Source organism: Pseudomonas sp. ef1, assembly GCF_007293365.2.
Classification (GTDB): Bacteria; Pseudomonadota; Gammaproteobacteria; order Pseudomonadales; family Pseudomonadaceae; genus Aquipseudomonas; species Aquipseudomonas siliginis.
This window is the reverse complement of record NZ_CM129815.1, coordinates 5,753,539-5,768,512: the sequence shown is the minus strand read 5'-3', so window position 1 is coordinate 5,768,512 and position 14,974 is coordinate 5,753,539. Positions and strand designations below refer to the sequence as shown.

Annotated in this window: 12 protein-coding genes; 6 read left to right on the top strand and 6 right to left on the bottom strand. The window is 61.1% G+C overall.

What is annotated here, in order from left to right; translation table 11 throughout:
• The first annotated feature begins 48 nt into the window (after positions 1-48).
• A complete protein-coding gene (gene groL, locus FEE99_RS26315) occupies positions 49-1,695 on the top strand; it encodes a chaperonin GroEL (protein ID WP_016773419.1) in 1,647 nt (548 codons plus the stop codon).
• A 191-nt stretch (positions 1,696-1,886) separates the two neighbouring features.
• Here the strand turns inward: groL and FEE99_RS26310 are convergent, their stop codons facing one another.
• Positions 1,887-2,630, bottom strand: a complete 744-nt coding sequence (locus FEE99_RS26310) for a phosphatase PAP2 family protein (RefSeq protein WP_041479856.1) — start codon at positions 2,628-2,630, stop codon at positions 1,887-1,889.
• A gap of 209 nt (positions 2,631-2,839) precedes the next feature.
• Between FEE99_RS26310 and colR the strand changes: the two genes are divergently transcribed.
• From colR to FEE99_RS26285, 5 genes are all read left to right on the top strand, one after another.
• On the top strand, positions 2,840-3,523 hold the full coding sequence (gene colR / locus FEE99_RS26305; protein ID WP_041479855.1) for a two-component system response regulator ColR: 684 nt from the start codon (positions 2,840-2,842) through the stop codon (positions 3,521-3,523).
• Positions 3,513-4,796 (top strand): sensor histidine kinase, encoded by a 1,284-nt coding sequence (locus FEE99_RS26300; RefSeq protein ID WP_041479854.1) that lies wholly within the window; start codon positions 3,513-3,515, stop codon positions 4,794-4,796. The genes colR and FEE99_RS26300 overlap by 11 nt, the downstream gene beginning before the upstream one ends.
• Positions 4,797-4,945: 149 nt before the next feature.
• Positions 4,946-5,614, top strand: a complete 669-nt coding sequence (locus tag FEE99_RS26295) for a class I SAM-dependent methyltransferase (RefSeq protein ID WP_041480029.1) — start codon at positions 4,946-4,948, stop codon at positions 5,612-5,614.
• 3 nt (positions 5,615-5,617) lie between these two features.
• Entirely contained in the window at positions 5,618-6,334 is a 717-nt protein-coding gene (locus FEE99_RS26290; RefSeq protein WP_041479853.1) for a lipopolysaccharide kinase InaA family protein, read from the top strand.
• Between the two features lie 2 nt (positions 6,335-6,336).
• Positions 6,337-6,564, top strand: coding sequence for a hypothetical protein (locus tag FEE99_RS26285; RefSeq protein ID WP_041479852.1), 228 nt, complete (start codon positions 6,337-6,339; stop codon positions 6,562-6,564).
• Between the two features lie 244 nt (positions 6,565-6,808).
• Here FEE99_RS26285 and FEE99_RS26280 read toward each other — a convergent pair whose 3' ends face one another.
• From FEE99_RS26280 to FEE99_RS26260, 5 genes are all read right to left on the bottom strand, one after another.
• Complete coding sequence (locus tag FEE99_RS26280; protein WP_041479851.1) at positions 6,809-9,838, bottom strand: multidrug efflux RND transporter permease subunit; 3,030 nt, start codon at positions 9,836-9,838, stop codon at positions 6,809-6,811.
• A gap of 13 nt (positions 9,839-9,851) precedes the next feature.
• Entirely contained in the window at positions 9,852-11,000 is a 1,149-nt protein-coding gene (locus FEE99_RS26275) for an efflux RND transporter periplasmic adaptor subunit (protein WP_041479850.1), read from the bottom strand.
• Positions 11,001-11,255: 255 nt separating this feature from the next.
• Positions 11,256-12,356, bottom strand: a complete 1,101-nt coding sequence (locus tag FEE99_RS26270; RefSeq protein WP_041479849.1) for a DUF1513 domain-containing protein — start codon at positions 12,354-12,356, stop codon at positions 11,256-11,258.
• Between the two features lie 14 nt (positions 12,357-12,370).
• Positions 12,371-13,435 carry an imelysin family protein gene (locus FEE99_RS26265; protein ID WP_041479848.1) on the bottom strand — a complete coding sequence of 355 codons (1,065 nt, stop codon included), beginning with the start codon at positions 13,433-13,435 and terminating at the stop codon, positions 12,371-12,373.
• A gap of 27 nt (positions 13,436-13,462) precedes the next feature.
• Positions 13,463-14,890: a di-heme oxidoreductase family protein gene (locus FEE99_RS26260; RefSeq protein WP_041479847.1), complete on the bottom strand. Its 1,428-nt coding sequence runs from the start codon at positions 14,888-14,890 to the stop codon at positions 13,463-13,465.
• Positions 14,891-14,974 lie beyond the last annotated feature (84 nt).

Here is a 14,974-nt window from a genome sequence, read left to right as displayed (position 1 = left end):
CTCCCGTTCATTTTCCCGTTACTACAAAGTATTTAAGGAATATCGATCATGGCTGCTAAAGAAGTTAAGTTCGGCGATGCCGCCCGCACCAAGATGCTCAAAGGCGTCAACGTTCTGGCTGACGCGGTAAAAGCGACCCTGGGCCCGAAAGGCCGTAACGTGGTTATCGAGAAGAGCTTCGGCGCTCCGACCATCACCAAGGACGGCGTTTCCGTCGCCAAAGAAATCGAACTGGATGACCGCTTCGAAAACATGGGCGCGCAGCTGGTCAAAGACGTTGCCTCCCGTGCCAACGATGACGCTGGTGACGGTACTACCACCGCTACCGTTCTGGCTCAGTCGATCGTCAACGAAGGCCTGAAAGCCGTCGCTGCCGGCATGAACCCGATGGACCTGAAGCGCGGCATCGACAAGGCGACCATCGCCATTGTCAAAGAGCTCAAAGCCCTGTCCAAGCCATGCGCTGACTTCAAAGCCATCGCTCAGGTAGGCACCATCTCGGCCAACTCCGACAACTCCATCGGCGACATCATTGCCGAAGCCATGGAAAAAGTCGGTAAAGAAGGCGTGATCACCGTTGAAGAAGGCTCGGGCCTGGAAAACGAACTGTCGGTTGTAGAAGGCATGCAGTTCGACCGTGGCTACCTGTCGCCATACTTCGTCAACAAGCCGGACACCATGGTTGCCGAGCTCGACGGCCCGCTGATCCTGCTGGTCGACAAGAAGATCTCGAACATCCGCGAAATGCTGCCAGTGCTGGAAGCCGTTGCCAAAGCCGGCCGTCCGCTGCTGATCGTGGCCGAAGACGTTGAAGGCGAAGCCCTGGCGACTCTGGTTGTGAACAACATGCGTGGCATCGTCAAAGTCGCTGCCGTCAAGGCACCGGGCTTCGGCGACCGTCGCAAGGCCATGCTGCAGGACATCGCTGTTCTGACCGGCGGTACCGTTATCTCCGAAGAGATCGGTCTGAGCCTGGAAAGCACCACCCTGGAGCACCTGGGTAACGCCAAGCGTGTAACCCTGTCCAAGGAAAACACCATCATCGTTGACGGTGCTGGCGTGCAGGCAGACATCGAAGGCCGTATCGCCCAGATCCGCGCCCAGGTTGCCGAAACTTCCTCGGACTACGACCGTGAAAAACTGCAAGAGCGTCTGGCCAAGCTGTCCGGCGGCGTTGCAGTGATCAAGGTTGGCGCTGGTTCCGAAGTTGAAATGAAAGAGAAGAAAGCCCGCGTTGAAGACGCCCTGCACGCAACCCGCGCAGCCGTTGAAGAAGGCGTGGTACCTGGCGGTGGCGTGGCGCTGATCCGTGCTCTGGAAGCACTGACCGAGCTGACCGGCGACAACGCTGACCAGAACGTCGGTATTGCTGTGCTGCGTCGCGCTGTTGAAGCGCCGCTGCGTCAGATCGCTGCCAACTCCGGTGACGAGCCAAGCGTCGTCGTCAACGAAGTGAAGAACGGCAAAGGTAACTTCGGTTACAACGCTGCTTCCGGCGAATACGGCGACATGATCGAAATGGGCATCCTGGATCCAACCAAGGTAACCCGTTCGGCTCTGCAAGCTGCAGCCTCGATCGGCGGTCTGATCCTGACCACCGAAGCAGCGGTTGCCGACGCACCGAAGAAAGAAGGTGCAGCTGGCGGCGGTATGCCAGACATGGGCGGCATGGGTGGCATGGGCGGCATGATGTAAGCCAGCCCTGGCCCTGTAACGCAAAACCCCGCTGGCGAAAGTCAGCGGGGTTTTTTATTACCCCAATTTCGAAGCTCACTGGTATCCCCCCTGTGGGAGCGAGCCTGCTCGCGAAAGCGGTCTGTCATCCGACATGCAAGCCAGTTGAGCCGACAATTCGCGAGCAGGCTCGCTCCCACAGGTGCTTTATTTCAGGCATTGATCGGCTGTGTGTTCATCGCCGTCGAAGTCTTGCCAGCCGGGCGATACAGCACCCAGTAATAAGCCCCCAGGCAAATCAGCCAGCAGAAAATCGCCGTCCACACGTTGTGCGAGAAGAAGTGCGCACCCTGCATCATGCGGCTGATCGAGAACACCGAGCCCAGTGCAAAGGCAAACACAAACGCCTGCCGCGCCAGTCGTGGACGGCGGTCACGCAGCACGAAGAACAGTGCAAACAGGGTGAACCCGGTCGCCGCATGGCCACCCGGCCAGCAACGTCCCGGCTTGTCCGTGGCGGGGCGATGTTCCATGAGTTTGCTGTAGGTCTCGTGGCCGCCGAATTGCTCCAGGCTCCATGGGCACTGCACAGCGGTGACGGCTTTGACCGGAGTGACAAATGAAGTCGCCAGCCCCAGCGACAGCACCAGGCAGCCCAGTTCGCGCTTGAACGGTTTCAGCCGTTCGATGAAAAACGCGCCGATGAAACCCAGAATGGCAAACACCGAGAAGCCGATCACCAGCTGTTTTGCCCGGTCATGCAGGATGTCTTCAAGCACATAGCTGTGCCGCCCGATGAAATCCCCCGCGACCGGGTCGTAGAACATCTGCGCCAGAACCATGTCCAGATCGGTCAGTTCGAGCAACAGCAGAATGATCGCCGCCGCTGCGGGAATGCCCAGACACAACCACCAGTTGAGCGGTCTTGAAGCGGGAAGGGCAGAGGTCGACACCATGGCAGGTTCCTTGGTCGATGAACGGAGGAGAGAGCGTAATCGCGCGGAGTCTGCGCGCGCTGGCGTCGGCGATTTGTTAACCGAAAGTGAAAAAAACGTCGCAGCGCGCGCAGTGCAGGTTTATCGAAAAACGCCCCTAGCCCTGAGCCACACTTGGCCGTAAGCTGCGCGGGCCAAGACGGCCGTTACCCCGTTCGGAGGAGATGTCCATGCGAATTCTGCTGGTCGAAGACAACCGCGACATCCTGGCCAATCTGGCCGACTACCTGGGCCTCAAGGGCTATACCGTCGATTGCGCCCAGGATGGTCTGTCCGGTCTGCATCTGGCGGCGACCGAGCATTACGATCTGATAGTGCTCGACATCATGCTGCCCGGCATCGACGGCTACACCTTGTGCAAGCGCCTGCGTGAAGACGCCCGGCGTGACACGCCGGTGATCATGCTGACCGCCCGCGACCAACTCGACGACCGTCTGCAGGGCTTCAAGTCCGGTGCCGACGATTACCTGATCAAACCGTTTGCGCTGTCTGAGCTAGCGGCCCGCGTCGAAGCGGTCATGCGCCGTGCTCAGGGCGGCGGTCGCCGGGCGTTGCAGGTCGGTGACCTGAGCTACGACCTCGACACCCTGGAAGTGACCCGCGAAGGCAAGCTGCTCAAACTCAACCCGGTGGGTCTCAAGCTTCTCGCGGTGTTGATGCAGAAGAGCCCGCACGTGCTGCGTCGGGAGATTCTCGAAGAAGCGCTGTGGGGCGATGACTGCCCGGACAGCGACAGCCTGCGCAGCCATGTCCACCAATTGCGCCAGGTGATCGACAAGCCATTCGCCAAGCCACTGCTGCACACCGTGCACGGTGTCGGTTATCGCTTGGCCGAGGGCCGAGATGGAGTTTAAGCAGAGTCTTTCCCAGCGGATCATCATCGCCTTTGCGCTGATGAGCGCACTGGTCGCCGGCGCTTTCGCCATGGGCATCGTTGCGACGGTGCACCTGGTGGAAGAGAAACTGATTTCCGCAGGGCTGGGCGGCGACCTGCAACGTTTGCTGCTGATGGACAATGTCTCCGACTGGAGCCATCGGCCCGAGCCGGATCAATTGTTCTACTTCAGTGGCGGGCCGGGGGATTTCGACCTGCCCAAGGATCTGCGTCACCTCGATGCCGGTTTCCATGAGGTCTTTCGCGAGCAGCTGTCCTATCACGCCATGGTCGAAGTGGTGGATGGTCGGCGTTATGTCTTGCTGCAGGACCAAAGCGATTTCGAAGAGCGCGAGCGCGTGCTGTTTGCGGTGGTGCTGGTGGGCTTCGTGCTCAGTCTGGCGCTGGCGGTGTTTCTTGGCTGGGTGCTCGCGCGCAAGGTGATGGCGCCGGTGGTGCGCCTGGCGCGGCAGGTCCGGCATCGCGACCAGCTGCTCGGGCTGGCGCCGCCCTTGGCGCCGGACTACGCGGCGGATGAAGTCGGTGAACTGGCGGTGGCGTTCGATGCCACCTTGGGGCGCTTGCGTCAGGCACTGACCCGCGAACGTCTGTTCACCAGCGACGTCAGCCATGAATTGCGCACGCCGCTGATGGTCCTGGCCAGTTCCTGCGAACTGCTGCTGGAAAACCCCGGAATCGATCAGCGCGGTCGCGCCCAGGTCGAGCGCATTGCCCGGGCCAGCGAGGAGATGCGCGAACTGGTACAGACCTTCCTGATGCTGGCGCGCACGCAGAACGAAGAGGCCGCAGCGGCGCCCCAGCAGAACCTCACACAAGTAGCCGAGAGCCTGCTGTGCCTGTGGCGTGAGCCGATCGAGCGCAAGGGGTTGACACTGATATTCGAGCCGGGCACCCCAGCGGATACTCGCTACAACGCGACCTTGCTGAACGCGGTGATGGGTAACCTTCTGCGTAACGCACTGCATTACACCGAACAGGGTTTCATTCGCCTGACGCTCACCGCCAACGGTTTCGTCGTTGAGGATTCGGGCGTGGGCATTCCCGAGGAAAAACGCGAGGCGATGTTCGAGCCCTTTGTGCGCGGCAGCGAGAAGCGTGGCGAAGGGCTGGGCCTGGGTTTGTCGCTGGTGCAGCGTATCTGCGAAAACCAGGGCTGGACGGTCAGCTTGAGCACGATGGACCCCAATGGCTGCCGATTCGAGGTAGATCTTGGCGTGAATGCCAGCAAATAGTGGCTCGAGGCTACTCCCGTACACCTGTCTGAATCCTGTATAACGTTGTAATAATTTACGGATTTACCTGACAGATTTTTCACAATTGGATGACCTGACGCTGACACGCCGCTGTTTAAGGTGGCGTCATCAGAACAGGAGTCCAGATGATGGCCGGCCCGATCAAGCTCGATTTTTCCGAAAAGTACGACGACCAACACGCACAACGATATCTGCGCAAGCACCAGCAAAGCCTTGGTCGCCGCCTGTCGCACCTGCGCGATGAGCAAGTCGGTCGCAAGGCCTTGGCGCTGGCGGGAGATCCCGGGCTGGTGCTGGATCTGCCCTGCGGTGCCGGGCGTTTCTGGCCAATGCTCGCGGAGAAGCCCAACCGGGTGATCATCGGCGCGGACAATTCCGAATCGATGATCAAGACCGCGATGCAGGGACAACCGGCCGAGGTGGTCAAGCGTGTACAACCGCTGCACACCTCGGCATTCGATATCGCTCTGCCGGATAACTCGGTCGACAGCATCTTTTGCATGCGTCTGTTGCACCACATCGGCGAGGCCGAGCACCGTCGGGTGATCCTGCGCGAGTTCGAGCGGGTGACCCGCGACAGCGTGATTGTTTCGTTGTGGGTCGACGGCAATTTCAAGGCCTGGAAGCGCAAGCGTGCCGAGCGGGATCGGCCAAGTCATGATTACCAGAATCGGTTTCTGATTCCGGCGGCGACGATCGAGAAAGAATTTGAACAGGCGGGTTTCCGCATTCAGGAACAACTGGACTTCATACCGCTCTATGCGATGTGGCGAGTTTACGTATTACGCAAGAGGTAGAGGATGGCAGTGCAAGCAGCGGTTGAAGCGGATGTCGCTCCCCAGGATCGTTTCGATTATTACTGGAACCAGCGCGGCGAATGGGTTGAAGAGCCCAATGTGCGCCGTGGTGGCGAAAGCGGGGTGCAGCGCATCGTCGACCGTGACGGGCAGCTTTTGTACGCCAAGCGCCAGACCGGGCACATCTATCGCAGTTGGTTGCACCCCTTCGGTCGCCCGACCGTATTGCGTGAACTCGACGCCCTGACTGGCGTTAGCAAACTCGGCGTGCGCGTACCGCAGATCGTCTTTTGCGGCGCCCAGCCGGATCCGCAGTACAAATGGCGCGCGCTGCTTGTCACCAAATCGCTCGATGGTTTCCAGGAACTGGAACACTGGCTGGCCGCTGCCGGTGGTCGCGATCAGTGTGGCGACGTGGTTTACGAGAAAGTCCTCAAGGACCTCGCCGAAAACTTGGCGCGCATGCACAAGGGCCGCTGGCAGCACAGCTGCATTTACATCAAGCACGTTTTCGTTCGGGTCACCGGCGAGGGCGAAGCGGCGAAGGTTGAAGTGGCGTTGATCGATCTGGAGAAGTGCCGCCAGCGTCTGACCCCCTATCGCGCCGCGCAGCATGACATGAAGCAACTGCGTCGCCATTCGTCGTTCCGCGATGCCGACTGGAAGAAACTCGTCTACTTTTATGAGACGGCGTTTGGCAGCGCTATCAAAGGTTTATAGCGATGAAACTCGAAATTGCACGAGGTTTGTTCCTGATCGGGGCCTTGGCAGTTGCTTCACTGGCGGTGGCTGCCTGGGAGCAGCCGCGCATGCAGGTCATAGGGGCGTCCGGGAACGACGCTCATTGTTCGGTTCCACGGGTGGCCAAGGCTTCCGTGGCGACCCAGCCCGATCATGATCTGCTGTTGTTCATGTTCGGACTGTCTCAAGGGATGAGGCCAGCCAGTTGAAACGATTCAAGCCCAAATAAAAGGCCTCGCAATTGCGAGGCCTTTTATTTGGAATACGGATTGTGTAGGAGCTGCCGAAGGCTGCGATCTTTTGATCTTGCTTGATCGTTCCCATGCTCTGCGTGGGAACGCCTCAAAGGACGCTCCGCGTCCCAATGGGACGCGGAGCGTCCCGAGCTGCATTCCCACGCAGAGCGTGGGAACGATCAATCAAAGATCGCAGCGTTCGGCAACTCCTGCAGGGTCACGTCCTGGCATCCGGTTTCGCCAGGAAGGTATAGACACACGGCAGCACGAACAACGTAAACAGCGTGCCAATCGACATCCCTGTGGCAATCACCATGCCGATATCAAAGCGGCTCACGGCGCCCGCGCCGGTTGCCAGAATCAGCGGCACCATGCCGAACACCATTGCCGCCGTCGTCATCAGTACCGGGCGCAAGCGAATTGCTGCCGCTTCCTCCACCGCGTCACGGGCGCTCAGGCCCTTGTCCTTGCGCAACTGGTTGGCGAATTCGACGATCAGGATGCCGTGCTTGCTGATCAGGCCGATCAGCGTCACCAGCCCCACCTGGGTGTAGATGTTCATGCTCGACCAGCCGAGGAACAGCGGAATCAGCGCGCCGCAGATCGACAGCGGTACGGTGACCAGAATCACCAACGGATCGCGGAAGCTTTCGAACTGTGCGGCCAGCACCAGAAAGATGATCGCCAGCGCCAGAGCGAATGTGACCCACAATGCGCTGCCTTCCTGCACGTACTGGCGCGAGGCACCACCGTAATCGAAGGCAAACCCGGCCGGTGCTTCTTCGCGGGCAATCTGTAGCACGGTGTCGATGGCTTCGCCCATGCTCACCAGCGGGAAACCGGAAATCTTCGCCGCGTTGAGCTGCTGGAACTGATTGAGCTGGCGCGGCCGTGCGCGGTCGCTGACCTTGATCAGCGTCGACAGCGGCAGCAATTCGCCCTGGGTGTTTTTCACGTAGTAATTGTTCAGCCAGTCCGGGTTGTCGCGGTAGGCCCGTTCGACCTGGGCGATGACCTTGTAGCTGCGCCCGTCGATGGTGAAGCGGTTGATCTCCGCCTCGCCCAGCAAGGTCGCCAGCGTGCTGCCGAGGTCTAGCATCGACACGCCCATCTGCGCAGCCTTGTCGCGGTCGATATCGACCACTACTTCCGGCTTGTCGAACGCCAGATCGAGGTCGACGAAGGCGAACTTGCCTGACTCCATGGCGCGTTTCTCGATGCGCTCGGCGACTTGCAGCAGCAGTTCATAGTCATTGGCGGTGTTGACCACGAATTCGAAGGGCAGGCCTTCACCGGTGCCGGGCAGGGAGGGCAGGTTGAAACCGAAGATCTGCAGGCCGGGAATGCTCTCCAGTTTGCTCTGCACCTCGGGGAGGATTTCCATCTGCGTGCGGCTGCGCTCATTCCACGGCTTGAGCAGGAAACCGCCGATACCGGCCTGCACGCCGCTGTAGCCGTTGATCTGGAACGAGGAGTAGTACTCGGGAAACTCCTTGAAGATGGTGATGAACTCGTCGGTGTAGGTGCTCAGGTAGTCGAGGTTAGTCGGCTGCGGCGCGCTGGCCATCATGAAAATGATGCCCTGGTCTTCGTCCGGGGCCAGTTCCGACTTGGTGAACTTGAGAAACACCGGAATCAGGCACAGCACGATCACCGCGAACACCAGCACCACCGGCCGCGTATTGAGCGTGCCATGCAGCATGCTTTGATAACGGCGCTTGAGGCCTTCAAAGACGCGGTCGAGACGATGGGCCAGGCCGCTGGGATTCTCTTCGTGGCGCAACAGAAACGCGCACATCATCGGCGACAGTGTCAGGGCGACGACGCCGGAGATCACCACCGCACCGGCCAGGGTCAGGGCGAACTCCTTGAACAGCGCTCCGGTCAGCCCGGTGAGGAAACCGATCGGCGCATACACCGCCGCCAGGGTGATGGTCATCGACACCACTGGCATGGCGATTTCCCGGGCGCCTTCCAGGGCTGCGTCGAACGGCGTCTTGCCTTCCTCGATGTGCCGGTGGATGTTTTCCACCACGACGATCGCGTCGTCCACCACCAGACCGATGGCCAGCACCATCGCCAGCAGCGTCAGCAGGTTCATCGAGTAACCCATCATCTGCATGAAGAACATCACGCCGATCATCGACAGCGGAATGGTCACCACCGGGATCACCACCGAACGCAACGCGCCGAGGAACAGGAACACCACGACGATGACGATCAGTACCGCTTCGAACAAGGTCTTCACCACCTCATCGATCGAGGCCTGAATGAACAGCGTGGCGTCGTAGGCGATCTCGCTTTTCAGGTTCGGCGGCAGCTGCGCTTCCAGCTCGGGCATCAGCTTGCGCACTTCCTTGATCACGTCCAGCGGGTTGGCGCCGGGGGTGGCCTTGATGCCGATGTACACCGACGGCGTGCCGCCGAACGAGCTGATCGAATCGTAGTTTTCCGCGCCCATTTCCACCCGCGCCACATCACGCAGCAGCACGCGGCTGTCGCCATCGACCTTGAGCGGAATCGCCGAAAAGGCCTCGGCGGATTTCAGTTCGGTGTTGGCGTTGATGCTGGTGACGGTGTACTCGCCTTTCACTTCGCCGGCAGCGGAGAGGAAGTTGTACTGGCGCACCGCTGCGGTCACGTCGGCGGCGCTGAGGCCGAAGCCGGCGAGTTTCACCGGGTCGAGCCACAGGCGCATGGCGAACACCTGGTTGCCGAGAATTTCCGCTTCGGCCATGCCCGGCAGCGTCGCCAGTTTCGGCTGGATGACCCGCGACAGGTAATCGGTGATCTGCGGGTTGCTCAGGTCCTCGCTGAAGAAACTGATGTACATCAGCGCCGAAGCGTCGGCGGATTCCTTGCTCAGCACCGGGTCTTCGGCGTCCTGCGGCAGCTTGTTCTTTACCTCGTTGGCCTTGGCCAGCAGTTCGGTGAACAAGCGGTCGGTGTTGGCACCGATGCGCGCGTAGATCGAGATCACCGAGAAGTTCTGCCGGCTGACCGAGGTCATGTAATCGATGCCTTCGGCGCTGGCCAGGCTCTGTTGCATCGGCTGGGTGATGTAGCCCTGAATGGTTTCGGCGTTGGCCCCGGGATAAGCCGTGGTCACCGTGATCAGGGCGTTTTCCATTTGCGGGTACTGGCGCAGCGGCAGCTTGCTCCAGGCCTGAAAGCCCAGCAGCACAATCAGCAGGCTGACCACGGTGGCGAGCACCGGGCGGCGGATGAACGGATCGGTAAAAGCCATGGGAATTCCTTGATCAGTCGGCGCGAGGCGGACTGTTCTGCTCGCCGAGGGTCTTGTCGTCGCTGATGGCGATAGGCGCACCGTTGTCCAGTTTGATCTGGCCAGCCGTCACCACTTGTTCGCCGCTCTGCACGCCCTTGTTGATCATCACCAGGCCATCGCGGCGTTCACCGGTCTCGACGAAGCGCCGCTCGGCAATCAGCAGCGGTTGGCCGTTGTCATCCTTGGCGACGCTGCCGTCCTCGGCCTTCTTCTGCCCGACCACGTAAACCGAGTTGCCGTACAGGGTGTAGGTGATCGCGCTCTCCGGCACGACGATGTGCTTCTGCGGATCAGGCAGCAGCACTTCAAGGCTGGCGAACATGCCCGGCAACAGTTTGCCGTCGGGGTTGGCGAGGGTGGCGCGGACCAGAATATTGCGCGTGGTGCTTTCGACGATCGGGTTGATCGCGCTGATCTTGCCGACAAAGTTCTGTCCCGGATAAGCGGCGACAGTGAACTGCACGGGCTGGCCGATAGCGAGTTTCGGCACCGCTTGTTCGGGCACGTAGAAGTCGGCGTAGAGGCTGCTCAAGTCCTGCAACGTGGCGATTTTGGTGCCACTGGCGAGGTAGTCGCCGACGTCGACCTGGCGGATGCCGATAGTGCCGCTGAACGGCGCGAGGATGCGCTTTTTCGCCAGCGATGCGTTGAGCTGGTTGACCGTGGCCTTGTTCTTTTGCAGCACGGCGGAGAGGCGGTCGTACTCGCCTTTGGAGATCGCGCGGCTGTCGACCAGTTGCGCGCCACGGCCGAAATCAAGCTGCGCCAGACCGAGGTCGGCGCGGGCAGTTTCCAGCAGAGCGGTCTCGACGGCGCTGTCGAGTTGCAGCAGCGGTTGCCCGGCCTTGACCTTCTGCCCGGATTCGAATTTGAGTTCAGTGACGGTGCCGGCGACTTCCAGACTCAAGTCGACACCTTGCAGGGCCTTGAGCGTGCCGACGGTGGGCAGGCGCATCTGCCACGGCTGTTCGCCGGCAGTGGCCACGGCGACGCTGATCGGCGGCTTGGGCTTGGAAAAGCCCTGGATCATCGTGTAGATCGAAAAGGCTTTGTATCCGCCCAGTATCAGGACGATCAGCAAAACAACACCCAACATGATCAGCATGCGGCGACGCAGCATATTTCCAGTTCCTTGGATAAATCATGAGACAGGCGGGCACATTACTCCGAGTCAGGTGGGGATTCCAACTGGCAGTTATTACGTGAAGGCCGGATATGAACCCTGTGGCGAGGGGATTTATCCCCGTTGGGCTGCGAAGCGGCCCCCTGAATCCTTCAGTCATACCGCAATTGCAGTTTTAAGGGCGGCTGCGCCACCCAACGGGGATAAATCCCCTCGCCACAGGATGGGGGGCCATCTCAAAAATGGGGGGTATCAGGCCATCAGATGAAGATGGTTGTCCCAGAGCCCCGCCGGCAATTCCAGCGGCTTGGCCAGCAGTTGTTCCTGGCGGCAATCGTAGTAACGGCAACGGCCCTGCCCCGAGGTCACGACAAAGCCATCCTTTACCGCACCGACGCCGGCGCAATCAGGCAAAGGCGCATCGAGGCGCAGTTCGCCGCTGTCCAGATCCCAGATAAAGAAGCGATTGCCGCGCGGCGCTGTCAACGCGACCAGACGCAGATCGCTGTGCACCGCGACGCTGGCGGTGTAGTGCCCCATCGCCTGCAACTGCTGCTCGGCCACCGGGAACGCCACGAACGCTTGTCCCGGTCGCTTGATCGCCAACAGCTCCGAACGCTCGTGGGACGGCCCCATGAATTGCTGACCGGCGACGATGGTGCCGTCACTGGCGATGCCCAGGTGGCGCACGCTGTTCATCTGCTGGGCGAGGGTTTCCTTGCTCAGCAATGTGCCGTCGCGCTGCATCAGCACCAGGCTCGGTTCCATGGCGTTAAGGTTCATGTCGACGCGGCTTTCCGCCTCGGTGCGAATCCCGCCGTTGGCCACTACCAGCGTCTCGCCGTCTGGCATCCACGACACCTGATGCGGACCGAGACCGTGAGTGGAAATCTCGCCCGTGTGCACCAGCCGTTCGCCTTCGAACTTGTACACGCCGAGCAGGCCACGGCCGGGATCGCTCGTGTCATTCTCGGTGGCGTACAGGTATTCGCCGTCCTTGTGCACCACGGCGTGGCCGTAGAAGTGCCGGTCCGGCTGCGAGGTCACGGTCTGCAGCAGCTTGCCGTCGCGCAGGTCGATCAGGTAACTCTCGGTTCCCGGACGCCGCGCGACGAACAGCGCCAGCGGTTGCGTCGGGTGGTTGATGATGTCGTGGCAACGCTGGCCGACGTGGGTGGCGAACACCCGCGTACCGTCGAGCCGATAGCCGACGGCGTAATGCCTGCCGTCAGTATCGTCGCGCGCCGACAGCAGCAGCGGGCTCTGATCCTTGCGTTTGAACAGCGTCCAGCCGCCCAGCGTCACTGCTCCCAGCAGTGCACTACCTAAAGTCAGAACCTGACGTCGCAGCATGGCACTCGCCCTCATCAGTCACCGTCGTTGGCGTTGAAGCCCAGTTGGATGCCCAGCGCCTTGGCCAGCTCGCCTTCATGCAGGCGATGGACGACGTTGAGGCTGTCGTAGATATCGTTGAGTTGCTGGCGCCCGGCGTCGTCTTCGAGCATTTCGCCGAGCGAACGCTGGGTGCTGTCGAACAGTTTCAGCGAGGCGGCGTAAGCGGCATCGATCTTGTCCGCCAACGGTTTCTGCTCGGCCGGCAGCAGACCGCGCAGGCCTTTGTTGTCGACGCCTTCCCAGACGGTTTTGGCTGCGGCAAGGCTGGCTTCCAACGCCGACAGCGACGACTGGCTGCGCCACGCATCCGCCTGGAATGGCTGCGGCACGCCTTTGCTCTGCCGGCCCATCGGCGTGCCGAGTTTTTTCTTCAGGGTATCCAGTGCCGTCACTTGTACGCGCAGCAGATCGGCGATCGCTTCGTGGGAGTCGGCGTAGCGCTGGTTAGGGAACTTGCTCATCTGCGCGAGCATGCCGTCAGTGTTGTTCCAGCCCTGCAGGATTTCTTCGGCCAGTTGCTTCTGGCGTTCGCCGATGGCGATCAGCAGCGGGCAGTATTTGGCTTTTTGCGCGTCGTTGGCGACGTCAGGCTTGGCGTCGAAGAGGATGTATTCGTAAGCCGACAGGCCCTGCACCACGACGCTGGATTTGGCCAGTGCGGCGGCATCGATCTGCGGCTGGGCGACGACCAGTTGCTCGACCTGACGGCCAACCAGGTTTTTCTTGTCCGGCCAGAACTGCACCTGCCACGAACGATTGCCCTCGGCCAGCGGACCGATCAGCAGCGGTTGCAGTTCGGCCCAGGCTTTCTGCGCGTGGAGGAAATCGGCACGGGCGGTTTCCAGGGTCTCTTTGCCCTGGCAGTAGGCGAGGGCGCTGACCGCCAGTTGCTTGTCGGCTTCGACCCAGCGAGTGTAGGTCGGCAGGATCACCGATTTGGCGATCGCCGCCGAAGTGACCGCTTGCGGGTCCTGCGGCGAGCAGGCGCCGAGGGCGAGCGCGGCAAGGCTGGTGAACAGTAACTTGGGACGGAACATGTCGGGCTCCCGATGCTTTTACAGTATTTAAAGTGAGTTCAGAAAAGCCAGCAACGCAGCGCGCTGCTCGGCATTGAAAGACAAAACCTGTTGCTGCGCCGCCGTCGCCTCGCCGCCATGCCAGAGCACCGCTTCGAGCAGGTTGCGTGCGCGACCGTCATGTAAAAACTGGGTGTGACCGCTGACCGCTTGCGTCAGACCAATCCCCCACAACGGCGGCGTGCGCCAGTCGCGGCCGGAGGCCTTGAATTCCGTGCGGTTGTCCGCCAGGCCTTCGCCCATGTCATGCAGCAGCAAGTCGCTGTATGGACGAATCACCTGATTGGCCAATTCCGGTTCGGCGGCATCGGCGGCAGTGGTGTATTTCGGCGTGTGGCACGACTGGCAACCGGCCTGGAAAAACAGATTCTTGCCGGCCAGCACCTGTGGATCGTTGACGCCACGGCGCGCCGGCACTGCGAGATTGCGGCTGTAGAACAGCACCAGCCGCAGAATGTTGTCGCTCACCTCCGGTTCACCGTCCGGGCCATTGCCGTTCGGCGCCTGTTTGCAGGCAGTCTGCGCCTCTGTGCAATCGTCGAACGGCCGCAGGCTGGTGGTCAGGCCCATGTCACCGGAGAACGCGTGAACATTCTGTTGATTGAGATTCGGTTGCCCGGCTTTCCAGCCGAACCGGCCGATAACGCTCTTCTGCAACTGGTCATCCCAGACCTGGTTGGGTCGGCCATTGATGCCGTTGTTCTCTTTCGCCTGGGCGGCGGCGTTGGCGAGGATCGTCTCTTCAGGGATCGCTTCGAGCAGGCCCAGACCAATCATCGGCGGCGCTACCCGCGCGGAAAAACGCGTGTCCGGGTGCATCGGCCCGTAACCGAGTTGAGTGATCTGCAAGGTCGGTTTGCGCAGCTCGACTTCAGTGCCGTCCTTGAAGCGTACGGGCACCGGCGTGTAGTCCAACCGCACCTTGCCTTCCGGGGCAACGCCGGGCACGGCCATGTCCTGGAACTGCCCGCCATACACCGGCTCCGGCACTACGCCGAGCTGTTGGATGACTTTGGCGTATTGCGGCGTGTCGGGAATCGACAGGCGCACCAGCATCGACACTGCATTGCTTGCATCAGGTGCCGGCGGATGACCGCGACCGTCCTTGATGTGGCAGTTCTGGCAGGCGTTGGTATTGAACAACGGGCCTAGGCCGTCGCGGGCGGTGGTGGTCGACGGCGCGATGACCCATGGGCTGCGAAAAAAGCTGTTGCCGACACTGAAATCCACGCGCCGCGAGGGCGGCAGGTTGGCCGATGGCAGGGAGAAGGCGTTCTGATCGCTCTTGCGCACGGTCGCCGCACCGCCCGAACGCGCTTCCCCCGGCTCGGCCTTGGTGAAACGCGGGGCGTCATCGCAGGCACTCAGGCCCAGGGCCAGCAACAGTGCGGACAAGCGAAGAGGCAGCGAGGGCATCAGACATCCTGCGGACGGGCAAAAATGAAGGCGCAAAGTCTAACAGGGCGGGGGAGTTTGAATAAGAGGAATTATCGTTTGCTT